This is a genomic window from Streptomyces sp. NPDC039609 (assembly GCF_055596705.1).
In genome coordinates, this window is sequence record NZ_JBVIUJ010000018.1 from 1 (window position 1) to 24,016 (window position 24,016).

The window sequence follows — 24,016 nt, forward strand, 5'->3', positions numbered from 1 at the left end:
CCGTACGCCTCCGGCACGTGCACGGCCTGCAGGTCGGCCGCCACCAGCGCGTCCAGCGCCTCCTGGGGGAACCGGCCCTCCTCGTCGACCGCCGCGGCGAACGGCGTGATCTTCGCCTCCGCCAGCGCGCGGACCGTCTCCCGGAGCATCTCGTGCTCCTCGGACGGGCGATACAGGTCGAAGTCCTTGCCCATGATGGCGAGCTCCCCTAAGGCTTGTGGCACTGAGTACCCTCAGCAAAACACACTCAGTGCCATGAATGCCAGTGGCTAGGCTCACGGCATGCTCCAGATCGTCGAGGTGGAGGAGAGCCGCCCGGACGCTGCTGTCTGCATCGTTCGCTGCGTGGGCGGCCAGGTGAGGCCGGGGGACCGCTTCGAGGGCGGGGCGCTGCTCCTCGACCGGATCCAGCTGTACGGCCGGGAGGTGCCGGAGGTCACTCCACCGCTCTCGGCGAGGGTGCTGCTCTCCGGCACGGGCGTGTGTGTGTTGCGGCCTTGGATCGTGATCGTCTCCGACGGGCCGCGCCGGTACGGCTATGTCGGGCCGCCGGAGATCCGCGCGGCGGCCGCCGGGAGCAGCTCCGGCCGGGTGATGCGTACCCCCGAGGACTTCACGGCATGGGTCGCGGGCCAGGACGCCGCGGACCTCGACGAGCCGTTCACCTATGTCGTGGACGAGGACGGCTTCCTGCGGCTCGCGCCCCGGCGCAGTGAGCACGTCGCCTGCGCCGGACGCGGCTGGGTGCGCGCGGCCGGTGAGATGGCCTTCGTGCGGGGTTCGGATGGCTGGGAGGCCGTCGAGACGAGCAACCAGTCGACCGGCTACTGCCCCGACCCGGACTCCTGGCCGTCCGTGGCCGCCGCCCTCGACCGTGTGGGCCTCTCTCATCAGGGACGTTTCAGCCATGAGGTCGTGTTCCGTCGATGTCCGGCGTGCGCGGAGCTGAATGTCGTACGCGACGAGGAGTACGTCTGCGCGCCGTGCGGGAACCCTCTTCCGCTCCACTGGAACCCGGCCCGGGCGGCCCGTCCCCTCGAACCCGTACGACAGCAGGCCGGGCCCGGAGATCCTGCGCGTTCGGCTGTCGCAGGGCGGGGCGGCCGCGAAGCCGGAGCGGTGGATCCCGTGGAGCGACCGGCTTCGTGACGACCACGGCGACGGGGTCGCTCCGATCCGCGGAGTTCAGCGAGGCCGCGGAGACTCGTCGCCGATCGCTGCTGCTCGCGGCAGGGAGGAAGCCTCACCCACGGCGGCGAGGAGTTCGAGCGGGAACTCTGGGTCGGCCTGGCCGATGGTCAGGGCCAGCCAGCGGTCGGAGGGGTGCAGGTGCCACACCCGCATGGTGCCGGCCACGTTGCTCAGGAAGCCCAGCGGTTCGGGGGCGACATGGTCCGGGTCCGGGTTGTCGACGCTGAGGTACGGCCACAGGTCGACCGTGGTCGGACTGCCCCAGCGGGCGGCCAGGACGGCAGCCAGTGCGGCGAGGTCGGCCTCCAACTCCTGCTCGGCCGCCTCGACGATCTCCTCGCCGCGGTCGTCCCAGAAGTCCCGACTCCTCCGCAGCACGGCCACGTGGTGGCCGGGCCCGCTCCACCCGCCGTCGCCGATGTCCAGCCTGCCCTCCCGCTCGGGGAACGGCAGGGCGCTCAACTCGTCGACGATCGACAGTCCGGATCGCTGCGGGCTCGGCATGGGCGCAGCCTAACCGCCGTCAACGACCGCCTGAGCTGCGGAAGGTGCGGCGGTACGTGTCCGGGGGGACGCCGATCGCGCGGTTGAAGTGGCGGCGCAGCGTCGTGGCCGTGCCCATGCCCGTCGCCTCCGCGATGGCGTCCACGCTGTCGCCCGTCGTCTCCAGCAGTTCCTGGGCACGTCGGATCCGCTGGGTCAGGAGCCATTGGAGCGGCGTGGTGCCGGTCACCGACCTGAAGTGGCGGCCGAGGTTGCGCGAGCTCATGTTCGCCCGGCGGGCCAGGTCCTCCACCGTCAGGGCCTGGTCGAGGCGTTCGGTCGCCCAGGGGAACAGCGCGGCGAGGGGGTGGTCGTCCTGCGCGGGCACCGGCGCCGTGACGAACTGCGCCTGCCCGCCCGCCCGATGAGGAGGCACGACGAGGCGGCGCGCGACCGTGTTGGCGACCGCCGAGCCGTGGTCGAGGCGGACCAGGTGCAGGCACAGATCCATCGCTGCGGCCTTGCCCGCGGAGGTCAGCACGCTGCCGTTGTCCACGTACAGCACGTCCGGATCCACCTCGACCAGCGGGTACCGCGCGGCCAGGACGTCGGTGTGCGCCCAGTGCGTGGTCGCCCGTCGGCCGTCCAGCAGCCCGGCCGCGGCCAGCACGAACGCGCCCGTGCACAGCGAGGCCACCCGCGCTCCCGCCTCATGGGCTTCGCGCACCGCGTCGACCAGCTCGGCGGGCGGCTCCTCGTCGACATCGGCCCACCCCGGCACGATCACCATGTCCGCGTACGGCAGTCGGTCGAGCCCGTGGTCGGGCTCCATCCGGAACCTGCCGAACCGCACCGGGCCCGGCCCGCAGACGGAGACGCTGTACCAGGGGCCGGCCGGCCGGGACAGGTCGGCGCCGAACACCTCGTACGCCACGGACAGTTCGAAGTGCAGCATCCCGTCGGTGACGGCCAGCGCGACAGTACCCATGTCCGAAATTGTACGGGCCATGTCGTTCCGGACACTCGCGGCGGTCGGCGCCCGCGGCAAGACTGTTCACAGTTGAACGATCGAGCGCGGGGAGAATGCGATGAAGTCGGGTCACACGGTGACGGTGTTCGGTGCCTACGGACACACCGGGCGTTTTGTGGTGGCGGAGCTGCTGAGCCGAGGGTTCGTCCCGGTCCTGTCCGGCCGCGACGCGGACAGGCTGCACGCCCTCGCGGCCTCCCACCCGGGAGTCGACGTCCGGCCGGCCGCGGTCGACGACCCGGCCGCCCTCGACCGCGCGCTCGTCGGCGCGGACGCCGTGATCAACTGCGCCGGACCCTTCGCCGCGACCGCCGCCCCGGTGATCGAGGCGGCGCTGCGCGCCAGGATCCCGTACGTGGATGTGGCTGCCGAGATCGAGGCCAACCTCGACACGTTCGCGCACTTCGCGGAGCGCGCGACCGCCGCCGGCACGGTCGTGATCCCCGCGATGGCCTTCTTCGGCGGCCTCGGAGACCTGCTGGTCACCGCCGCCATGGGTGACTGGACGACGGCCGACGAGGCGCATGTGGCGTACGGGCTGAGCGGTTGGCACCCCACAGCCGGGACCCGCACCGCCGGCGCGGTCTCCCGGGAGCGCAGGGACGGCCGACGCGTCGTCTACAGCGACGGGCGCCTGGAGTACCGCGACGACGCGCCGGCGACGCTGAAGTGGACCTTCCCCGAGCCGATGGGGATCCGTTCGGTGATCGGGGAGTTCAGCATGGCCGACGTCGTGACCGTCCCCAGCCACCTGCCCATCCCCGAGGTGCGCACCTACATGACGGTCGAGGCGGCCCGGGACCTGTCCGCCCCGGACACGCCGGCGCCGACCGCGGTCGACGAGCACGGCCGCTCCGATCAGACCTTCCTCGTCGACGTCCTCGTGCGCTCCGGCGGCGAGGAGCGGCGCGCGGTGGTCACCGGCCAGGACATCTACGCGGTCAGCGCCCCGCTGGCCGTGGAGGCGGTCCATCACGTCCTCACGGGGCGGACCCGGACCGTCGGTGTCGCCTCGGCCGGCGCGATCTTCGACGCGCCCGAGTTCCTCCGCGCCCTGTCTCCGCACCTCTCGTTCGAACTGCGCCCGTAGGGTCCGAGCTTCCGCCACGTTCCGCTCACCCCCGCCACCGCTCCCTCGGTGGCGGGGGTGCTTGCGTTATGGGGCGATCCAGCACGTTTCACGCCGTATGGCCGTACGTGGAAGTTGCCGCCCGGAAGCCCTTGACGATGACCTTTGGCGAAAACTACGTTCTGATGCGCGGAAAACAACTTCCACTTTGTGGAAACGTCTAAAGCCTCCGCCCAAGACCTCCACCGGTCGCCGGGCCCCCGCACGCGCTGCCTTCCCCCTCGGCGCGTCCCCACGGGCCTCGTCGCGACCTCTACCGAACACGTGAGGGCCCGTTCGATGACTGCTGTGGATGCCCGGCCGCCCGAGACAGCCGACGGAGCCGCCAGCTCCGTTCTGTACACCTACGATCTGGCCCCCACGAAGAAGGAAGGGCGCCGCTGGGGCGCCTACAACGTCTTCACGCTCTGGGCCAACGACGTGCACAGCCTCGGGAACTACGCGTTCGCCATCGGCCTCTTCGCCCTCGGGCTGAACGTATGGGGCATCCTGGCCGCCTTCGCGCTCGCGTCGGTCCTGCTCTTCCTGCTGCTGACGCTCTCCGGGTTCATGGGACACAAGACGGGCGTCCCCTTCCCCGTCATGAGCCGCATCGCGTTCGGCATCAAGGGGGCGAAGATCCCGGCCGCCGTCCGCGGCATCGTCGCCATCGCCTGGTTCGGCATCCAGACGTACCTCGCATCGGCCGTCCTCAGCGCCCTGCTCATCGCGATGTTCCCCGGACTGCGCTCCATGGACACGAACTCGCTGCTCGGCCAGTCGACGCTCGACTGGATCACCTTCCTCGCCCTGTGGGCCCTCCAGCTCGTCATCGTGAGCTACGGGATGCAGATGATCCGCAGGTACATGGCCTTGGCGGCGCCCACGACCCTGATCACCATGTGTGCCCTCGCGGTCTGGATGTTCGTGCGCGCCGACGCCTCCATCTCCGTCTCCATCGACGAACCTCTCATCGGCGGGGAGATGTGGCTGCAGATCCTCCAGGCCGCCGCGTTGTGGGTGGTGATCTACGGGACCTTCGTACTGAACTTCTGCGACTTCACCCGGTCAGCCAAGAGCCGCGGCGCCATCGTCCGCGGCAACGTGATCGGGATCCCGCTGAACATGCTGTTCTTCGCCGTCATCGTGGTGATCCTCAGCGGGGCGCAGTTCACGCTCGACGGCCACATCATCACCAGCCCGACGGACATCGTCCGGACCATTCCCCACATGGCGCTCCTGGCGACGGCCTCGCTCGCGCTCATCGCGCTGACGGTCGCGGTGAACCTGCTGGCCAACTTCGTGGCGCCGATCTACGCCCTCATCGACCTCTTCCCGCGCCGGCTGAACTTCCGTCGTGCCGGCGTGGTCAGCGCGGTCATCGGTCTGGTGATCCTGCCCTGGAACCTCTACAACAGCCCGATCGTCGTGAACTACTTCCTCGGCGGGCTCGGAGCGCTGCTCGGCCCCCTCTTCGGCGTGATCATGGCCGACTACTGGCTGCTGCGGAAGGCCCAGGTCAACGTGCCCGACCTCTACTCCGAGGACCCGCGGGGCGAGTACCACTACCGCCGCGGCTTCAACCCCCGTGCCGTCGCGGCCTTCGTCCCCAGCGCCGCCGTCGCCGTCGTCGTCGCCCTGGTGCCCTTCTTCCACGCCGTGGCCGGATTCTCCTGGTTCGTGGGCGCCTTCCTCGGCGCGGTGCTGTACGCGCTCATCGCGGACCGCACCGCGCAGATCCGGGACGTGGACGGCGAGTCCATCGCCGTCGCCGCCGAATGAACCACCGAGCAGAAGGCCGAACCATGCGCATCCTCGTCGTCAACGTCAACACCACGGAGTCGATCACCGAATCGATCGGCAAGCAGGCGGCCGCCGCGGCGTCACCCGGCACCGAGATCGTCCCGCTGACCCCCGGCTTCGGAGCGGAGTCGGTCGAGGGCAACTACGAGAGCTATCTGGCCGCCATCGCCGTGATGGAAGCCGTACGCGCCTACCCGGAGCCCTTCGACGCCGTGATCCAGGCCGGATACGGCGAGCACGGCCGGGAAGGACTGCAGGAACTCCTCGACGTCCCCGTCGTCGACATCACCGAGGCGGCCGCGAGCACCGCCCAGTTCCTCGGCCGCAGTTACTCCGTCGTCACGAGCCTCGACCGTACGGTCCCGCTGATCGAGGAGCGCCTCCATGCCGCCGGTCTGAGCGCACGATGCGCCTCCGTACGGGCCAGTGGGCTCGCCGTGCTCGACCTGGAACGGGACGAGAACGCGGCGGTCGACGCCATCGTCGAGCAGGCCGCCCGCGCGGTGGAGGACGACCGCGCGGAGGTGATCTGTCTGGGGTGCGGAGGCATGGCCGGCCTCGCCCAGCGCGTCGTCGAACGCACCGGGGTCCCGGTCGTCGACGGCGTGAGCGCCGCGGTCGTGATCGCCGAGTCCCTCGTACGCCTCGGCCTGACCACCTCGAAGGTGCGCACGTACGCGTCGCCGCGGCCGAAGCGGATCGTCAACTGGCCCCCGCGGGCGAGCTGACGACGCGGGTCACGCGGCGCAGACACGAAGACAACAAGCAACCTGGAAGAGGAGGGGCATCCGTTGCCCGACGTACAGCTCGTACTGCGTTCGACACGCGTGATCACCCCCGAGGGGACGGGGCCCGCGTCGATCGCCGTCTCCGGCGGGACCATCGCCGCCGTGCTGCCGTACGACGCCGAGGTCCCGGCCGGTGCGCGACTGGAAGACGTCGGCGACGACGTCGTACTGCCCGGCCTCGTCGACACCCATGTGCATGTGAACGATCCGGGCCGGACGGAGTGGGAGGGGTTCTGGACCGCGACGCGCGCGGCCGCGGCCGGTGGCATCACCACGCTCCTCGACATGCCGCTGAACTCCCTTCCGCCGACGACGACGGTGGACCATCTGCGGGTCAAGCAGGATGTCGCCCGCACCAAGGCGCACATCGACGTCGGCTTCTGGGGCGGCGCGCTGCCCGACAACGTGAAGGACCTGCGGCCGCTCTTCGACGCCGGTGTCTTCGGCTTCAAGTGCTTCCTGTCGCCGTCCGGTGTGGACGAGTTCCCGGAACTGGACCAGGAGCAGCTGGCGAACTCGCTCGCCGAGATCGCCGGGTTCGGCGGCCTGATGATCGTCCACGCCGAGGACCCGCACCACCTCGCCGCCGCCCCGCAGAAGAGCGGCGAGAAGTACGCCGACTTCCTCGCCTCCCGGCCCCGCGACGCCGAGAACACGGCGATCGAGAACCTGATCAACCAGGCCCGGCGTCTGAACGCCCGCGTCCACGTCCTGCATCTGTCGTCCTCCGACGCGCTGCCGCTGATCGCAGCGGCGAAGGCGGAGGGTGTCCGGATCACGGTCGAGTCGTGCCCGCACTTCCTCACGCTCACGGCGGAGGAGGTCCCGGACGGGGCGACGGAGTTCAAGTGCTGCCCGCCGATCCGCGAGGCGTCGAACCAGGACGCGCTGTGGGAGGGGTTGGCGGACGGGACGATCGACTGCATCGTCTCGGACCACTCGCCCTCGACGGCCGACCTCAAGACCCCGGACTTCGCCTCTGCCTGGGGCGGCATCTCGTCCCTCCAGCTCGGTCTGCCCGCGATCTGGACCGAGGCCCGCCGCCGCGGCCACAGCCTGGAGGACGTCGTCCGCTGGATGTCCGCGGGCCCCGCGCGCCTCGCCGGCCTGGAGAAGAAGGGCGCGATCGAGGCCGGCCGCGACGCGGACTTCGCCGTCCTCGCCCCCGAGGCGACCTTCACCGTCGACCCGGCCGAGCTCCAGCACCGCAACCGGGTCACGGCGTACGCGGGCAGGACCCTGCACGGCGTGGTGAAGTCGACCTGGCTGCGCGGCGAGCGGATCGTCGACCGCGGCACCCTCACCGAGCCGACCGGCCGGCTGCTCGCAAGGAACGACTGAAGCGGGCCCTGCCCGGGGAGGAACCGTCACCGACATGAGTCGACGACGCCCGTCCCCGGGCGCTGTTCCTCCGGCCGGCCTCAGGAGCTCGTGAGGATGACGAGCTGTTGGGTCGCACGCGTCATCGCGACGTACCGGTCGACCGCTCCCTCCATGCCCGTGCCGAACTCCTCGGGGTCGACGAGGACGACCAGGTCGAACTCCAGGCCCTTCGAGAGCGCCGGGGTCAGCGACTGCACGCGGGGCGTCGGCCGGAACCTGGGATGGCCGATGACGCAGGCGACCCCTTCGGCATGCGCGGTGAGCCAGTCGTCGAGGATCGAGTCCAGATCCGCCACGGATCCGTGGACGACAGGGATGCCGCTGCTGCGGATGGAGCTCGGCACATTGGCGTCCGGCAGCGCGGCCCGGATGACCGGCTCGGCCACCGCCATCACCTCTTCCGGCGTCCGGTAGTTGACGCTCAGGGAGGCCATCTCGATCCGGTCGAGCCCGACCCGCTCGAGCCGTTCCCGCCACGACTCCGTGAAGCCGCGCCTGGTCTGGGCGCGGTCCCCGACGATCGTGAAGCTCCGGGACGGACAGCGCAGCAGCAGCATCTGCCACTCCGCGTCGGTCAGTTCCTGAGCCTCGTCCACGACGATGTGCGCGAACGGGCCGGCGAGCAGGTCCCGGTCGGTGCCGGGCAGCGCCGTCTCATCGACCAGGCTGTCCTGCAGGTCCCGCCCCCGCAGCATGGTCACGGCACCCTCGCCGTCGGCGTCGGCGGCGACGATGTCGTCGATGACGCCGGCCATGCGCTCGCGCTCGGCGGCGACAGCGGCCTCGTGCCGACGCTTGCGCCGCGACGCCTCAGGGTCGCCGAGCCGCTGGCGTGCCGCGTCCAGGAGCGGCAGGTCGGACACCGTCCAGGCCTGCGGCTCCTCCTTGCGCTGCAGCAGGCGGACCTCGTCGCGGCTGAGCCAGGGCGCGCACATCCGCAGATACGCGGGCACGGACCACAGATCCCCGACCAGGTCGGCCGCTTCGAGCAGGGGCCACGCGCCGTTCAGGGTGTCGACCAGCTCCTTGTCCTGGAGCAGCGACTTCCGGAACAGCTCGGGCGGTACGTCGCCGTCGAACTTGTCCATCAGGATCGAGACCAGCTCGTCCCAGATCTGGTCGCGCGCCTCGTTGTGCGGCGTACCCGGTCCCGGTGCCGCGAACGCCTCGGCCCATTCGTCGGCGCTCAGCCGGATGTCGGACCAGGACGTGGTGACCGTCATGCCCTGGGAGGGCGGCTCCTCGTAGAACCTGACGGCCTTTTCGATCGCCTTCACCATGTCCGCGGACGACTTCAGACGCGCCACGTCCGGGTCGGTCTCGCTGGCCGCTCCGGCTCCCTCTTCCACGAGGTCCCGCAGCGTGCAGGTCTGGACGCCCTCCTCTCCGAGGCTGGGGAGGACGTCGGAGACGTAACTCAGATAGGGCCGGTGCGGACCGACGAACAGCACGCCGCCGCGACGGTGACCGAGGCGGGGGTCGGAGTAGAGGAGATAGGCGGAGCGGTGCAGCGCCACGACGGTCTTTCCGGTACCCGGGCCGCCGTCGACGACCAGGGCACCGCGGGAACTCGCACGGACGATGGCGTCCTGGTCGGACTGGATGGTGGCGAGCACGTCGCGCATCCGGGGCGACCGGTTGGTACCGAGGCTGGCGATGAAGGCGGACTGGTCGTCGAGCGCGGCGCGCCCCTCGAGCCCGTCGGCGGCGAACACCTCGTCCCAGTAGTCACTGATACGGCCGCTGGTCCAGCGGTACCTGCGACGGCTCGCCAGACCCATCGGGTTGGCATGGGTGGCCGCGAAGAACGGCTCGGCCGCGGGGGAACGCCAGTCGAGCAGCAGTCGACGACCGGTGCTGTCGGTGAGGCCCAGCCGTCCGACGTACACGGGCTCGCCGTCGTCCGCGCTGACGATGTGGCCGAGACACAGGTCGAGACCGAAGCGACGCAGGGCGCGCAACCGGCCGGTCAGCCGGTGGATTTCCGCGTCCCGCTCCATCGCCTCCCGGCCGACACCGCCGGGCGCCTTGCGCGTGGCGTCGAGCCGGTCGGACAGCTCGGCGATCGACTGCTCGAGGCTCTCCGCGATGGCGGCGAAGTGCTGTTCGTCGCCGGCGATCAGCGACGGGTCGGCCTTGGGGGAGAGAGGGTCGGGAAGGTCGAACGCACTGGTGGTCAGAGGGTTGAGCGAACGCACTTCGTGAGTCTCCCGTTTTTTTCTGCGGCTTCTGGCTGAGGCCAGTGATTCTGCGCCACGACGGGGGCCTTGCGGCAAGCCCCCCGGTGCGCTATATCTTGAGAGTGGCGAGAGGTGGGAGTTCCCTCTCGCATTTCTTATGTCCGCTCCGAGCGGACGATTCCCGCGGATGCGACGGTCCGGAAACCCTTGCGCGCGGCCCCGCCGCGGCTGCCCGACACGCGTCGTCCGCGAGGGCCCCCACCCGTGATCGGCCCGACTGCCGGAAGGCGGGCACCGCCTGCCAGTAGTCGCCGGGACCGGCCGCTCCGGCCGCGCGGCGACGGGGCGTTCTGGGTACGCTGGAAAGGAATCCCTGCGTCCACCGGTCCATCCGCAACCCGTGACCGCGGCTGCCGACAGTCGAGCCCGCCGCGAGAGGTGGCGCAGCCCCCGCGTGCAGGGGCAGGTGCGTTCCCATGGATCTCAACACCATCACCGAAGTCGTCCGGCGGCCCTCCGACCGGCCGGGTGCCGACTGGCGCGAGGGTGATGCCTGGCTCGCGGGCGGCACGTGGCTGTTCTCCGTCGAGCAGCCGGAGCTGCGCCGCCTGGTCGACCTCACGGTGCTGCCGTGGGATCCCCTCGTCCGCGCCGACGCCGGCCTCGAGATCGGTGCCACATGCACGATCCGTGATCTCCACGCCTTCGTGCCGCCCGCCGACTGGACCGCGGGCTCGCTCCTCGCGACGTCCTGCGAAGCGTTCCTCTCCTCCTTCAAGATCTGGAACGCGGCGACCGTGGGCGGGAACATCTGCATGTCGCTGCCCGCCGGTCCCATGATCACGCTCACGGTCGCGCTCGAGGCGCGGTACGAGCTGTGGGCTCCCGACGGTTCCGTACGCACCGTCGACGCACTGGACTTCGTGACGGGGAACAACCGCAACATCCTCGCCCCGGGGGAGATCCTGCGCCGTGTCGAGGTTCCCGCGCACGCCCTGCGCAAGAGCGCCGCGCACCGCCGGTTCACACTGACGCACCTCGGCCGTTCGACCGTGTTCCTGATCGGTACGCACACGCCCGGCACGGGCGACATGACGCTCACCGTCACCGCCGGCACCACGCGGCCGGTGCGGTTCGCCTTCGACCACATGCCCGATGCCCCCACCCTGCGGCAGAGCATCGACGCCATCCCGGCCGACGTCTGGTTCGCCGACCCGAACGGGACCCCCGACCACCGTCGCCATCTCACCGAGCACTTCGCGGAAGAGATTCGCCGCGAACTCATGGCTGGGGACCCGGCATGACCTACCTCGTGAACGGCAGGAGCTTCGGCGAAGAGCCGCGCCCCGGCCAGTGCCTGCGCACCTTCCTGCGGGAACTGGGCCACTTCGGCGTCAAGAAGGGGTGCGACGCGGGCGACTGCGGAGCGTGCACCGTGTGGTTGGACGGCCGGCCGGTCCACAGCTGCGTCACCCCCGCCTTCCGCGCCGAGGACCGCGAGGTGACCACGATCGAAGGTCTCGGATCGCCCGGCGACCTGCATCCGGCGCAGCGCCGGTTCCGGGACGCGCCGGGGTTCCAGTGCGGCTTCTGCACCGCCGGGATGATCATGACGTCGGCGACGTTCACCGAGGAGCAGAAGGCAGACCTGCCACGGGCGTTGAAGGGCAACCTCTGCCGCTGCACCGGATACCGGTCGATCGAGGACGCCGTACGGGGCCTCTCCGCCGTGGAGACCGCCCGGCCCGGCAGGGCCGTGGGAACGAGCGTCGGCGCGCCGGCGGCCGAGGACGTCGTGACCGGCCGGGCCGAGTTCACCATGGACACCCGCATGGACGGCATGCTGCACCTCAAGGTGCTGCACTCTCCGCACGCGCACGCCCGGATCGTGTCGGTCGACAGGACCGCCGCGCTCGCCGTCCCCGGCGTGCGCCGCGTCTACACCTGGGAGGACGTGCCGCGCAGACGGTTCACCACGGCGATCCACACCGACCACCTCGTCGATCCGGACGACACGTACATCCTCGACGACACGGTCCGCTTCGCCGGCCAGCGTGTCGCCGCGGTCGTCGCCGACACCGTCGGGGCCGCGGAGGAAGGCTGCCGTCGGCTCGAAGTCGAGTACGACGTACTGCCGGCGGTCTTCGAACCCGAGGAGGCCATGGCCGACGGGGCGCCCCGACTGCACGGCTCGGAGGACCCGTTCGTCCGCGACTCCGTGCACAACCTCCTGCTGGAGATCCACTCGCACATCGGCGACGTCGACGCCGGATTCGCCGCGGCCGACGTGATCCACGAGGGCACCTACGTCTCACCGCGGGTGCAGCACGCGCATCTGGAGACCCACGGCTCGATCGCCTGGATGGAGGACGGCCTGCTGAACGTCCGTACCAGCTCGCAGTCGCCGTCGATCGCCAAGGTCAAACTGGCCTACCTCTTCGCCCTGCGCCCCGACCAGCTCCGCGTCTTCTGCAAGCGCGTCGGCGGCGGCTTCGGCGGCAAGCAGGAGGTCATCTCCGAGGACCTGGCCGCCCTCGCCGCCCTGGACACCGGGCGGCCCGTCTCCTTCGAGTACACGCGCGAGGAGGAGTTCACCACCGCCTCGCCGCGGCACCCGATGAAGCTGACCGTCACACTCGGCGCGAAGGCCGACGGCACACTCACCGCGTTCCAGGTCCGCAACGTGTCCAACACGGGCGCATACGGCAACCACGGCGGTGAGACGCTGTACGCGGGCGGGGCCGCCGTCATGATCTACCGCTGCCCCAACAAGAAGTACGACGCCTACTCCGTCTACACCAACACCGTTCCGAGCGGCGCGCTGCGCGGTTACGGAATGACCCAGCCGGCCTTCGCCGTGGAATCGGCGATGGACGAACTCGCCCTCGCCCTCCACATGGACCCGCTCCAACTGCGCCGCCGCAACATCGTGCGCCCCGGCGATCCGCTCGTCGCGATGCACGACGGCCCCGACGACGTGATGTTCCACGAGGACGGTCTCTCCAAGTGCATCGACCTCGTGGCAGGTTCCCTTGCCCGTACGGCGGACCAGCCGTCGCCCGGACCGGGGTGGCTCCTCGGGGTCGGCGTGGCGAGCTCCCTGCACGAGACGGCGCCCCCGACCGAGCACATCTCCGAGGCCTGGGTCACCCTCGGCGACGACCTCGTCTACGAACTGGCCGTCGGAACCGTCGAGTTCGGCGAGGGTACATCGACCGCACACGTCCAGATCGCGGCCAACCAGCTGGGCACGACCCCGTCGCGGATCCGTCTCGTACAGTCCGACACCGACCGCACCGGATTCGACACCGGAGCCTTCGCGAGCGCCGGACTCTTCGTCGCGGGCAACGCGGTGCTCCGGGCGGCGAACGCGGTGCGCGACCGCATCCTGGAATTCGCCGCCTCCCACGCGGGCGTCCATGTCGTGATGTGCTCGATGGACGACGACGGCGTCGTCTGCGGGGACACCCGCGTCCCCCTCGCGGAGCTCGTCGCGCTCGCACGGGCCCGCGGCATCCGGTTCACCGCCGCACGCAAGGCGTACGGTTCACCCCGCAGTGTCGTCTCCAACACGCAGGGCTTCCGGATCGCCGTCCATCCAATCACAGGGGAGATCCGGGTCCTGTACAGCGTCCAGGCGACCGACGCCGGTGTGGTCATCAACCCCGAGCAGGTACGGGGACAGGTCGACGGCGGCGTGGCCCAGGGCATCGGATTCGCGCTGACCGAGAACTACCAGGTCGACGCGGACGGTGTCATGGCCAACCCGAACCTCCGCAACTACCGCATCCCCACCTTCGCCGACGTCCCCCGCACCGAGCTGCTCCTGGTGGGCTCATCGGACTCCGTCGGACCCATGGGGTCCAAGGGGATGGCGGAATGCTGCATCAACCCGGTGGCCCCCGCGCTGGCGAACGCGCTCCGCGACGCCACAGGCGTCCGCTGCCGCGAGTTGCCCCTGACCCCGGAACGGATCTACAGCCGGCTCGGCGAGAGCCGGCCCGCGTGGACGGGCCCGGCACGATGACCACCCAGAAGCACCCGGACGCCAGCCCCGGAACGGACGGCGCCGCGACGGTCATCATCGGCCGGAGGGTCCGGCCGGGCATGGAGGCGGCGTACGAGCAGTGGCAGGACGGCGTCAACGCCGCCGCCGCCCGTTACGCCGGGTACCTCGGGGGCGAGGTCTCCCCGCCGACCGAGTTGCAACCCGACTGGGTCATCGTCTACCGCTTCGACTCCGTGGCCCATCTGCAGGCATGGATGAACAGCGCGACCCGGCAGAGTCTCCTCGACACCGGCGAGAAGTACTTCGACGGTCCGGCGACCCAGCAGGTGATCAGCGGGGGCACGCAGCCGACGGACCCGCTCGTCACCGTGGTGGTGACCCACCGCATCGCTCCGCAGCATGTCGACGACTTCCTCGACTGGCAGCAGCGCATGAGCCTGGAGGAGAGCAAGTTCGAAGGCTTCCGCGGCACCGAGCTGTTCCGGCCGATCGAGGGCCTCCAGGACGAATGGACCACCCTCTACCGCTACGACAACGCCGAGCACCTCGACGCCTGGCTGACGTCGGCGAAGCGGAAGGGGATGCTGGCCGAAGGCGCGAAGTTCGACGACTTCAAGCTCCGTAAGATCGACAACTCCTTCGGCAGCTGGTTCGCCTTCGAGGAGAACGGCAGGGAGGCACCGCCGCCCTCGGAGACCAAGACCGCCATCGCCGTCTGGGTCGGCCTGTACCCGACCGTGGTGCTCCTCACCCTCGCCCTGTCGCCGCTCCAATGGCCGCTCTGGCTCGGTCTGCTCGTGGGCAACCTGCTGTCGAGCTTCATCATGAGCTTCTTCACGATGCCCTACTACGTGAACCGACTGCTCAAGCGGTGGCTGCGGCCCGCGCCGGACGAGCCACGGACGAAGACCAATCTCATCGGGATCGGCATCGTCGCGGCCGTGACCGTCTTCTGGGTCGTCGTCTTCTACCTGATCACGCGCGTGATCTGGACCCTTCCCTGAGGGGCGGCGGGTCCTGACACGGTCACGCGTCGGGCTTGCCGGGCTGGTCGTGCGTCGAGCAGTGGATGCCCCCGCCGCCCGAGGCGATCGTGTCGACCTGCACCATGACGACGTCGCGCTTCGGGAAGTGCTCCTGGAGGATGCCCTTCGCCCGGTCGTCCGCCTTCCGGTCCCCGAACCTGGGCATGAAGACCGAATCGTTGGCGACGTAGAAGTTGGCGTACGTGGACACGAAGTCGTCGCCCTCGCCCGTGATCCTTTCGAGGTCGGGCTGCGGCAGATCGATGATCTCGAAGCGCCGGCCGCGTGCGTCGGTCGCCTTGCTCAGTACGGAGCGGGCCTGGTCGGCCGAGCGGGACCAGGAGTCCGGGGGAGTGCCGGGGAAGGCCTGGTCCAGCAGGACCACGCCGGGTGCGGTGAACCGTACGAGGCTGTCCACGTGGGCATCGGTGATGTCCTCGCCGCGGACGCCCGCCAGCCAGACCACCTTCTCCACTCCGAGGGTCTCGATGAGCTCGTCCTCGATCTGGTCCCTGGTCTTCCCGCGATTGCGGTTGTCGTTGACGATCGAGCTCTCGGTGATGAGGAGCGTGCCCTCGCCGTCGGTCTCGAAGGAGCCGCCCTCGGCGACGAGAGGTGCCTCCTCGCGCGGGATGCCGTACTGGGCGAGCAGCTTGCGGCCCACCTCGGCGTCGTTGGCGTGTTCCTGCTTGTTGCCCCAGCCGTTGAAGTGGAAGTCGACGCCGACGACCTTGCCCTCGTCCTCCACGAAGACGGGGACGGTGTCGCGGGCCCACAGGTCGTCGACGGCGAGCGGGATGACCTCCACCTGGGAACCGCAGGCCCGCTTGGCCGCCGCCACCTGGTCCGGGCGGGCCATCATCACGACCGCCTCGTACTCCCCGATCGCCCGCGCGATGCGGGCGATGTCCTCCCGTACGTAGGGAAGGTCGTCCTCCCAGACGGAGGCGAGGGCCGGCCAGGACATGAACGTACGGGTGTGGCTCTCCCACTCCGCGCCGAAGCGGCGCTCGGTGCCGGCGGCGGGGGTACGACCGGGTGCGGTGGTCGTGCCGCCCTGCACGGACGCCTCGGGACCGCAGGCGGCGGCGCCGAAGCCGAGGGCGCCGCCGATCACGGCGAAGGCGCGCAGGGCCGTGCGACGGGAGGGAGGAAGGTAGGACACGGTGTGCTCCGATCGTGGGCTGGCGAGGGTATCCGGCGGCAGCGGGCGGATCGCGGTGATGCGCGCGGCGGCGGAGTCGCGGGCCGTGGCTTCACGCGTGTGGAGGCCGAGGGAGACGGCTGCTCGGAGGCGTGAGTGGGGGTGGCCGTGTCCTCACTGTGGCACTGACTGGATTTTCAGTCAAACGGACGCAGGGTCGCCGCACTGTTCCGCCTGCTCAGCGGAGCCGGCCTACGGCGCACGGTTCCGGCACTCCCGGCCCCGGTCCCAGCCCCTCGACCTCCGCCGCGATCGCGCCCCGCATCAGTTCGCGGGCGTGGTCGGTCGGCAGCACCCCGATGAGCCACCGGGTGCTCAGCCCCTCCAGGAGGACGGTGAGGCGTTCCGCCGCGGAAACGAGAACGGCGTCGGGCGCCGCCGGGTCGACCCGGCCGAGGAGCTCCGCGATCTCGCGCACCCATTCGGTGCCCGCCTGCCGCAGCTCTTCCCGCAGTTCCGGCTCGAAGACCGCGCTGGCCCGCAGCTCCCCCCAGGCCGTGCTGTTCTCGCGCACCTCGGGAGTGTCCTGGAGCTCGAGGAGCAGCCTGTGCTCCAGCTCCCGCAGGGAGTTCTCGGGTTCGCGTTTCCCGAGTGGGCGGCCGCGGGTGTACCGCTCGGCGCGGTCCCCGATGAACCGCAGTGTGTGGCGCAGCAGGCCGGCGCGGTCGCCGAAGTGGTAGTAGACGAGAGCCTTGGAGACCCGTGCTTCGGCGGCCAGCTCCTCCACCCGAAGTCCGCGTACCCCTCGGCGTGCGATCACCCGGGCGGCGGCCTCCAGGATCGCCCTTCTTCTCCCGTTCACTCTGTGCTCCTTGTCGTGGTCCGGTCGCCCCGCCGGAGGCGGGCTTGCGTGTTGACTGAAACTTTAGTCAAAGGCGCGATCGTGGGCGGGGCCGCGACGCGTACCCGTTCCGCCGTTCCGCACCGCCGAAAGAGCCGCCCATGTCCTCCACCCAACCTCCCGGGGTGCAGTCTCTCCACCCATCTCTGTCACTCGACGACCCACGCGATATCGGCGGCTACCGGATCCACGCCCGGCTCGGCTCCGGAGGTATGGGCGTCGTCTATCTCGCCCACACCCCGGGCGGGCGGCCCATCGCCGTGAAGGCGGTCCGCGAGGACTTCGCCGCCGACCCCGAGTTCCGGCGGCGGTTCGCCCAGGAGGTCGCGAGCGCACGGCGAATCCACGGCCTGTTCACCGCGCAGGTGGTGGACGCCGGCCCCGACGCCGCCGTCCCCTGGCTCGCCACCGCCTATGTGCCGGGCCCCTCGCTCCAGCAGTTGGTCGAGCGCCATGGCCCGCTCCCCGTACGTACCGTGCTGCTCCTCGTCGCCGGGATCGCGGAGGCCCTCCAGGCCATCCACGGGGCCGGCGTCGTCCACCGGGACCTCAAGCCGGCCAACGTGCTCGTCGCCGAGGACGGCCCCCGCGTCATCGACTTCGGCATCGCGCGGGCGGCCGACGCCACCGGACTCACCGGCGCCGGCCTGCGGATCGGCACCGCCGCGTACATGGCGCCCGAGCAGGCGCTCGGGCACGCGGTGACGCCGGCCACCGACGTCTTCGCGCTCGGCGCGCTCGCCGCCTATGTGGCGGGCGGCGCCCTGCCCTTCGGGACGGGGCCCGAGTCGGCCGCGCTGTACCGCGTGGTCCACGAGCCGGCCGACCTCTCCCACGTACCGGGAGAACTGCGCGAACTCCTCGCGTGGTGCCTGGCCAAGCCGCCGGGCGAGCGGCCCACTCCGGGCGCGCTGATCGCCGCCGTGCGCGCTCACCCGGCCGTGGGTTCCTCGCCGGAGTTCGCCGACGGATGGCTGCCCGGGGCGGTCGGACAGGAGATCACGCGGCGGGCGACGGGCGGCCCCTCGGCCCCGCAGCCCACACTCTTCGACGGGGTCTCCGGGCACGACCGACCCACCCACGCGGCCGCGCCGGCGGCCCCGGAGCCGGCTGCGATCGGCGACGCCGGCACCCACGGCCGGGCGCCGGCGCGACGTGACCGACGGAAGGGCGGGCGAGGACGCACGGCCCTGACGGCGGCCGTCGTCGCGGCGCTCGCGGTGGTGGCCGCGACCGTGTACCACCTGACCGGTCCCGGAGAGGCCGGGGCGGAGCCGGATGTCGTGTACACGCCGGGCTACACGAACGTCGAGCTGACCGCCCCCGACGACGGCTACGAGTTCGACCTGACGACCGGGAAGGTGACACCCGCCGACACGGCCGCGTGGTACCTGGCCCGCGACAAGGGCGGGCTCGTGGTGCCCGAGAACGCCGACGCCTTCGTGGCGTCCGGATACGGCCTCAGTCCTGCCGACTGCGAGCGGGGGATCGACACGGAACCGGTCGCGAGCCTGCCGTTCGGCGAACTCGCCGACGAACGACCGTTCTGCGTGCGCAGCGCCGACGGCGCGCGGCTCGTCGTGGCGCGGCTGGTGGAGGCGTCACCCGGGGGCGGTCCGGTCACGGTCGTGCTGAGTCAGTACCGGAGGAGTGGCTGAGTGGCCGAGTGGGTACGGGGGTCGGTGCTGCCCGACGACCGCCGCGGCCCCGGGCCGGTGCTGCCCGACGACCGCCGCGGTCACGCCCTCCGGCCGTCCGGATAGGGTTCGTGACATGGCGTCTCGCAGTACTCAGATCCTGGAAGCGGCCGCCCGGGTGATCGCCCGGCGCGGGGTCCGCGGGCTCCGCGTGGAAGAACTGGCCGAGGAGGCCGGGGTCTCCACCGGCCTGATCTACTACCACTTCAAGGACCGCACCGGAATCCTGCGCCACACGCTGGAGTTCATCAACGACCGCGCCGAGCGGTACACCACCGCCCAGGAGCCGGACGCGGAACCGATGAGCCCCCGCGAGGAGCTCGACCAGGTCCTGCTCCTGGAGCTCCAGGACACCCCGGAGGTCCGGGAGAACAGCACGGCGTGGGGCGAGCTGCGGGCGAGCGCCGTCTTCGACCCCGTCCTGCGCGAGGACCTCGCCCGGGCGACCCTGGTGTGGGTGCAGGAGGTGGCCGCCCTCCTGGGTCAGGTCCACCCCATGGCGCCGGCGGCCAGGCTCGCCTCCGCCGCGGAACGGCTGACCGCCCTGCTCGAAGGTCTCAGCATGCGCTGGTTGAGCGGTGGCCTCGCGATCGACCACGCGCGCGGCCTCATGCGGGAGGCCGTCGAGGTGGAGCTGACCGGGTTGCGGCAGCCGTAGGCCCGTCGGCGGGGCCGCCGAGGTGACTCAGTGGCCCCCGGGCGCCGCCGTAGCCCGGCGGGAAGCGGTCCACGAGGCCCGGATTCCATGGGGTGATCGATGGGTTGTTCACGCAGGTTTCATCTCTTGACTGAATTTTCAGTCAGTGTCACAGTGTGCGCATCACCGGGCTACGGGAGGAAAGGGGCCACCCCATGCCGCTGACACCCGCCGAGCGGGACCGCCTGCTGCTGTTCACCGCCGCCGAGCTCGCCCGCGCACGCCGGGCCCGCGGCCCAACGTGCCCGAGGCGACCGCGCTCATCGCGGACACCGCCTGCGAGGCGGCCCGCGGCCGAGTCCGGTTCCTCCGGTCGCCCGTACGACGCAGTGGCCACCCGAGGCCGCCGGGTCGCCGTCCGCGGCACCCGCGGCCTCGGCCCGGCCGATCTGCTGCTCGACTCCTGTATCGGGGACGTCGAGGTCGACGGCCGCAGGGGTCTCGTGACGCTGGACGGGTCGCCCCCGCACTCCGAGCAGGCGGACGAGGTCTCGCTGAGCCGCCTCTGCTGCCTCCGATCCGGCGCCCCTTGTCCGCTGCCTCCGACCGCACCGAGCTTTCTCGCACCCAGGCTCTTGACTGAAATTTCAGTTAGAGCCACTCTTCCTTCCCAACGACCGAGAAGAGACCCCTGATGACTGCATTCCGTATGCCCGCCGAGTGGTCCGAGCACGAGGGCTGCCTCATGGCCTGGCCCACCCGCGTGGATCTGTGGGACGGCGTCCTCGACGCCGTGAAGCAGGAGTACGCGGACGTCGCCCGCACCATCGCGCGCTTCGAACCCGTCACCATGGTCGCCCCGCCCCGCTTCGGCGACGACGCCCGCGCCCACTGCGGCGACAGCGTCTCCGTGGTGGAACTGCCCCTCGACGACTCCTGGTTCCGGGACTCCGCCCCGCTGTTCGTCCTGGACGGCGACGGACACCGCGCCGGAGTCGACTTCCGCTTCAACGCCTGGGGCCGCAAGCACCACCCGTACGACTCCGACGACCGGATCAGCGCCCTGCTCCTGGAGCACCTCGGCGTCGACCGCATCGCCTCCGACATGATCCTCGAGGGCGGGGCGATCACCGTCGACGGCGAGGGCACCCTCATCACCACCGAGCAGTGCCTCCTCCACCCCAACCGCAACCCGGAGTTGACCCGCGAGCAGATCGAGGCCGAGCTGAAGGCGCAGCTCGATGTCGAGAAGGTGATCTGGCTTCCGTACGGCGGTCTGCTCGACACCGAGACCGACGGTCATGTCGACGGCGTCTGCGCCTTCGCCGCCCCAGGGAAGGTCGTCGTCTCCCTGCCCGCGGACCCCGAGCACCCCGACTACGCCCGGATGCGGGCCAACCGCGCCGTCCTGGAGGTCTCGACCGACTCCCGGGGGCGCGCCCTGGAGATCGTCGACGTCCCGCAGACCGTGTTCGCCGAGGTCGCCGGCGGGCGCGTGGAGGTCTCGTACCTGAACTACTACGTCGCCAACGGCGGAGTCGTCGTCCCGGTCGCCGGAACCCCCCAGGACACGGCCGCCCTGGAGGTGATCGCCGGGGCGTACCCGGACCGCAAGGTCGTCGGCGTACCGGCTCCGGTGATCGCGTACGGCGGTGGCGGCGTCCACTGCATCACCCAGCAGATTCCGGTGGCCGCCCGCCCCGACGCGTAACCCTCAGCAATCCCTCCTCCCCCCCGCCGTACCGAAAGAGAGCGCGACGATGAGCACCGCACCGCCCCCGCCCCGCGTCCCGAGACGTCGCCCCGTGAGGACCGTGCTCGCGGCCCTCACCTCGGTCGCCGCCCTCACCGCCCTCGCAGCCTGCGCGGGTCCGCCCCGTGGCGGGGCGGACGGGACCGGTGCCTCGTTCGCGCTCTCGGCCGGCACCCCCGAGCCCACGGGGGACATCGACTCCTTCACATGGGCGATCTACGCGGAGCCGCCCACGCTCGACCCCACGACGGCGTTCGACTACCCGCAGAACACCATCCTCTCCAACGTCTGCGAGAGCCTGATGCGTTGGACGCCCGGGCTCGCACTCGAACCCGGACTCGCGGAGAAGGCGACCAACCCGGACCCGACCACCTGGGTGTACGACCTGCGGAGCGGAGTGCGGTTCCACAGCGGCGGGACCATGACCGCGGACGACGTCGTCTTCAGCCTCGGCCGCCAGACGGACCCGAAGAACGCCGCCGCCTGGGCGCAGAACTTCCAGAACGTCGCCTCCGTACGCAAGACCGGCCCCCTCCAGGTCACCGTCAAGCTGAAGAAGCCCGACTCGCAGTTCAACCAGTACATGGCGACCGCCGCCGGCGTGGTCGCCTCCAAGACCGGTGTCACCGCGGCGGGCAGCGACTACGGCACCTCCGGCGGCCTCGCCTGCACCGGCCCGTTCACGCTCGGCGCCTGGCAGAAGGGCCAGTCGCTCGAACTGACGCGCTTCGACGGCTACCGGGGCACGCGTACAGGCGGACATCGCCCTGATCGCCCGTACGACCGCGAAGTACGAACCGGTCGTCATGTGCGCCAACTCCGGCAGTGCCGCCAAGGCCCGCTCGATGTGCGGCTCCACGGTCACCGTCATCAGCTCCATCCCCGTCGACGACTGCTGGACGCGCGACAGCGGCCCCGTCTTCCGCACGGACGGGGCCGGCGGCCTGGACGCTGTGGGCCTCAACTTCAACGGCTGGGGCAACAAGCAGACCCATGCCAAGGACGCCCTGGTCGCCGAACGGATCGCCGCGTACGTGGGCGTCCCGTTCACCTCCGCCGACCTGGTCGGCGAGGGCGGCGCCATCGAGCAGGACGGCGCCGGCACGCTGATGGCCACCCGCAGCAGCCTGGTGAACCGGAACCGCAACCCCGGGATGTCGGAGCGGCAGCTGACCACGGCGATGTGCGAGGCGTACGGCGCGTCCAAGGTCATCTGGTTCGACGGGGTCCGGGGCCAGGACATCACCGACGACCATGTCGACGCCACGTCCCGCTTCCTCGCCCCCGGCGAGGCCCTCGTCCAGATGCCCCTCTCCACCGACGACGACGCCTACGCCCGCGACGCGCGCCGGCAGTTCAGCATCCTGTCCGCCTCGACGACCGCCACCGGCGCCCCGATGGACGTGATGCGCCTCCAGGGCCCGGACTACGACAAGATCCGCTCCACCAGCCGGGACTTCCTCGCCTCCTACGCCAACTACTACCTCTGCAACGGCGCCGTCATCAGCGCCCACTTCGGCGACACCCGTGCGGACCAGGCGGCGAGGGCGACCCTGGCCCGCCTCTACCCGGACCGTGTCATCGAGCAGCTGAACATCGACCGCCTCGGCACGGGCGGCGGTGGCATCCACTGCGTCACCCAGCAGCAGCCCGCCGTCTGACCCGGCCGACGGTCAGTGTGCGACGGCGTAGACGATCAGGTTGTCCACGGGATGGCCGGCCGCGTCGAACGCGCCGTCGCACGTGATCAGTCGCAACGTGCGTTCCTTGGTGGCCCCGTAGACCTTCATTGTGGGAAACGCGTTCTTGGCGACGGTCTCGGTGCCGGTGACCGTGAAGCGGACGGTGTCGCCGGCGCTGTCGCGTACGTCCACGGCCGCGCCGACGCGAATCCGTTCGAGGTCGTGGAACACGGCTTCGCCGAAGCGGGTGTCGTTGTGGCCGATGATCACCGCGGCCCCGGGCTCTCCCGGCCGGGGGTTCCCGGTGTACCAGCCGGCTGTCATCCCCTGGTCCGCCGGTGGCACTTCGACGGTGCCGTCCTGGTTGAGGCCGAGCCTCGTCAGTTCGCTGTCGATGCCGAGGGACGGGACGGACACACGGGTCGGGACCGTCCTCGTGTCGTCGGCCCGGGTCGGGTCCGGGGCGTCGGCAGGAGCGTGTGTCGCTGTCGCCGCCGGGGGCGATCCGGTGTTCGCGATGCCGTTCGCATCGCTCTCGGCGCCGTCGGTCGCGCAGGCGCCGACGGTCGTCGTCAGGACGATGCACAGCAGCAGGGGCCGGGCATGGGTCCGCCGGATGCGGGCAGGCCGGCCGGTCGTGCGGGTCATGGGGGCTCCCGGGCGGGGAGTTGTGGTGCCGCCGCTGCCGACGGCACCACAACAACGTCGGTCAGTCGTTGCGGTGGGCGGCGCCTCGGCGGCGCAGCATGACCGTGCCGGCACCCGCGAGGAGCGCCGCGCCGGCGACCGAGCCGGCGATGGCGGTGGTGTTCTCCCCGCTCCGGTCGGCGGGGCGCTCACCCGCGGCGACACCGCCACGCGGCGCCGCCACCTCACCCGGGGTCCGGTCCGGGGCCGGACGCGGCTCGGTGTCCACCGTGTCGCGCCCCTTCTCCGAGGTCGGGGCCGGGGCGGGCTGCGGCGTGGCGGAGCGCGAGTCGGGAGTGGTGTCGACGGCCGCCGTGGGGCGGACGGTCGAATCCGACGGCGCCGCGGACGGACCGTCGGAGGCGAACGCGGAGGTCGAGGGCAGCAGCACCCCGCCGATCACGGCGGTGGTGAAGGCTGCGGTGCGCAGGGTGCGACTGCGTCGGGACGGGCGGCGGTGGGACGGCATGGCTGTGGCTCCCCTTCGATACGGAACGGCCGGCGCCCGCGACGTG

At 71.1% G+C, this 24,016-nt stretch carries 19 protein-coding genes and 4 pseudogenes; 15 read left to right on the top strand and 8 right to left on the bottom strand.

The features are described from left to right. On the bottom strand, nucleotides 1–194 hold a 194-nt coding region (locus ACZ561_RS36240), incomplete at its 3' end, for an acyl-CoA dehydrogenase family protein (RefSeq protein WP_471003740.1). 839 nt (nucleotides 195–1,033) lie between these two features. Between ACZ561_RS36240 and ACZ561_RS36245 the strand changes: the two are divergent. Continuing rightward, nucleotides 1,034–1,129: pseudogene (locus ACZ561_RS36245) on the top strand (AraC family transcriptional regulator); the annotation flags it as partial. A gap of 56 nt (nucleotides 1,130–1,185) precedes the next feature. On the opposite strand, the gene ACZ561_RS36250 reads toward ACZ561_RS36245, so the two are convergent. Then, the gene (locus tag ACZ561_RS36250; RefSeq protein ID WP_471003743.1) at nucleotides 1,186–1,695 is read right to left on the bottom strand and encodes a hypothetical protein; all 510 of its coding nucleotides are present in this window, start codon (nucleotides 1,693–1,695) and stop codon (nucleotides 1,186–1,188) included. Between the two features lie 19 nt (nucleotides 1,696–1,714). Next, nucleotides 1,715–2,662: a helix-turn-helix domain-containing protein gene (locus ACZ561_RS36255; protein ID WP_471003746.1), complete on the bottom strand. Its 948-nt coding sequence runs from the start codon at nucleotides 2,660–2,662 to the stop codon at nucleotides 1,715–1,717. A 100-nt stretch (nucleotides 2,663–2,762) separates the two neighbouring features. Between ACZ561_RS36255 and ACZ561_RS36260 the strand changes: the two genes are divergently transcribed. The 4 genes from ACZ561_RS36260 to allB all read left to right on the top strand — a co-directional run bounded on the left by ACZ561_RS36260 (nucleotide 2,763) and on the right by allB (nucleotide 7,744). Beyond that, entirely contained in the window at nucleotides 2,763–3,794 is a 1,032-nt protein-coding gene (locus ACZ561_RS36260; protein WP_471003749.1) for a saccharopine dehydrogenase family protein, read from the top strand. A 318-nt stretch (nucleotides 3,795–4,112) separates the two neighbouring features. After that, the gene (locus tag ACZ561_RS36265; RefSeq protein WP_471003752.1) at nucleotides 4,113–5,594 is read left to right on the top strand and encodes an NCS1 family nucleobase:cation symporter-1; all 1,482 of its coding nucleotides are present in this window, start codon (nucleotides 4,113–4,115) and stop codon (nucleotides 5,592–5,594) included. A gap of 23 nt (nucleotides 5,595–5,617) precedes the next feature. After that, nucleotides 5,618–6,343 carry an aspartate/glutamate racemase family protein gene (locus tag ACZ561_RS36270; RefSeq protein WP_471003755.1) on the top strand — a complete coding sequence of 242 codons (726 nt, stop codon included), beginning with the start codon at nucleotides 5,618–5,620 and terminating at the stop codon, nucleotides 6,341–6,343. A gap of 63 nt (nucleotides 6,344–6,406) precedes the next feature. Further along, a complete protein-coding gene (allB, locus tag ACZ561_RS36275; RefSeq protein WP_471003757.1) occupies nucleotides 6,407–7,744 on the top strand; it encodes an allantoinase AllB in 1,338 nt (445 codons plus the stop codon). A gap of 80 nt (nucleotides 7,745–7,824) precedes the next feature. Here allB and helR read toward each other — a convergent pair whose 3' ends face one another. Then, entirely contained in the window at nucleotides 7,825–9,984 is a 2,160-nt protein-coding gene (gene helR / locus ACZ561_RS36280; RefSeq protein ID WP_471003759.1) for an RNA polymerase recycling motor ATPase HelR, read from the bottom strand. Between the two features lie 458 nt (nucleotides 9,985–10,442). Between helR and ACZ561_RS36285 the strand changes: the two genes are divergently transcribed. The 3 genes from ACZ561_RS36285 to ACZ561_RS36295 are packed head-to-tail and all read left to right on the top strand — an operon-like array spanning nucleotide 10,443 to nucleotide 14,979. Then, nucleotides 10,443–11,270, top strand: coding sequence for an FAD binding domain-containing protein (locus ACZ561_RS36285; protein ID WP_471003761.1), 828 nt, complete (start codon nucleotides 10,443–10,445; stop codon nucleotides 11,268–11,270). Continuing rightward, entirely contained in the window at nucleotides 11,267–13,993 is a 2,727-nt protein-coding gene (locus tag ACZ561_RS36290; RefSeq protein WP_471003763.1) for a molybdopterin-dependent oxidoreductase, read from the top strand. Before ACZ561_RS36285 ends, ACZ561_RS36290 begins: the two co-directional genes overlap by 4 nt. After that, nucleotides 13,990–14,979, top strand: a complete 990-nt coding sequence (locus ACZ561_RS36295) for an antibiotic biosynthesis monooxygenase (RefSeq protein WP_471003765.1) — start codon at nucleotides 13,990–13,992, stop codon at nucleotides 14,977–14,979. Before ACZ561_RS36290 ends, ACZ561_RS36295 begins: the two co-directional genes overlap by 4 nt. Nucleotides 14,980–15,001: 22 nt before the next feature. Here ACZ561_RS36295 and ACZ561_RS36300 read toward each other — a convergent pair whose 3' ends face one another. Together ACZ561_RS36300 and ACZ561_RS36305 are read right to left on the bottom strand one after the other, a co-directional pair. After that, the gene (locus ACZ561_RS36300; RefSeq protein ID WP_471003767.1) at nucleotides 15,002–16,165 is read right to left on the bottom strand and encodes an agmatine deiminase family protein; all 1,164 of its coding nucleotides are present in this window, start codon (nucleotides 16,163–16,165) and stop codon (nucleotides 15,002–15,004) included. Between the two features lie 217 nt (nucleotides 16,166–16,382). After that, on the bottom strand, nucleotides 16,383–17,006 hold the full coding sequence (locus tag ACZ561_RS36305) for a TetR/AcrR family transcriptional regulator (RefSeq protein ID WP_471003769.1): 624 nt from the start codon (nucleotides 17,004–17,006) through the stop codon (nucleotides 16,383–16,385). Nucleotides 17,007–17,146: 140 nt separating this feature from the next. Between ACZ561_RS36305 and ACZ561_RS36310 the strand changes: the two genes are divergently transcribed. The 7 genes and pseudogenes from ACZ561_RS36310 to ACZ561_RS36340 all read left to right on the top strand — a co-directional run bounded on the left by ACZ561_RS36310 (nucleotide 17,147) and on the right by ACZ561_RS36340 (nucleotide 22,793). Further along, nucleotides 17,147–18,703, top strand: a complete 1,557-nt coding sequence (locus ACZ561_RS36310; protein WP_471003771.1) for a serine/threonine-protein kinase — start codon at nucleotides 17,147–17,149, stop codon at nucleotides 18,701–18,703. Between the two features lie 115 nt (nucleotides 18,704–18,818). After that, entirely contained in the window at nucleotides 18,819–19,400 is a 582-nt protein-coding gene (locus ACZ561_RS36315; protein WP_376445376.1) for a TetR/AcrR family transcriptional regulator, read from the top strand. A 194-nt stretch (nucleotides 19,401–19,594) separates the two neighbouring features. Continuing rightward, a pseudogene (locus tag ACZ561_RS36320) lies at nucleotides 19,595–19,743 on the top strand (urease subunit gamma); the annotation flags it as partial. Between the two features lie 19 nt (nucleotides 19,744–19,762). Beyond that, a pseudogene (locus ACZ561_RS36325) lies at nucleotides 19,763–19,945 on the top strand (urease subunit alpha); the annotation flags it as partial. Nucleotides 19,946–20,073: 128 nt separating this feature from the next. Then, on the top strand, nucleotides 20,074–21,090 hold the full coding sequence (locus tag ACZ561_RS36330; protein ID WP_471003773.1) for an agmatine deiminase family protein: 1,017 nt from the start codon (nucleotides 20,074–20,076) through the stop codon (nucleotides 21,088–21,090). Nucleotides 21,091–21,433: 343 nt separating this feature from the next. Then, a pseudogene (locus ACZ561_RS36335) lies at nucleotides 21,434–21,817 on the top strand (ABC transporter substrate-binding protein); the annotation flags it as partial. Between the two features lie 85 nt (nucleotides 21,818–21,902). After that, on the top strand, nucleotides 21,903–22,793 hold the full coding sequence (locus ACZ561_RS36340) for an agmatine deiminase family protein (RefSeq protein WP_471003961.1): 891 nt from the start codon (nucleotides 21,903–21,905) through the stop codon (nucleotides 22,791–22,793). Between the two features lie 12 nt (nucleotides 22,794–22,805). On the opposite strand, the gene ACZ561_RS36345 is transcribed toward ACZ561_RS36340, so the two are convergent. Both ACZ561_RS36345 and ACZ561_RS36350 read right to left on the bottom strand, forming a co-directional pair. Further along, nucleotides 22,806–23,462, bottom strand: a complete 657-nt coding sequence (locus ACZ561_RS36345; protein WP_471003775.1) for a class F sortase — start codon at nucleotides 23,460–23,462, stop codon at nucleotides 22,806–22,808. Between the two features lie 61 nt (nucleotides 23,463–23,523). Beyond that, entirely contained in the window at nucleotides 23,524–23,970 is a 447-nt protein-coding gene (locus ACZ561_RS36350) for a sortase-dependent protein (RefSeq protein ID WP_471003777.1), read from the bottom strand. Nucleotides 23,971–24,016: the final 46 nt, after the last annotated feature.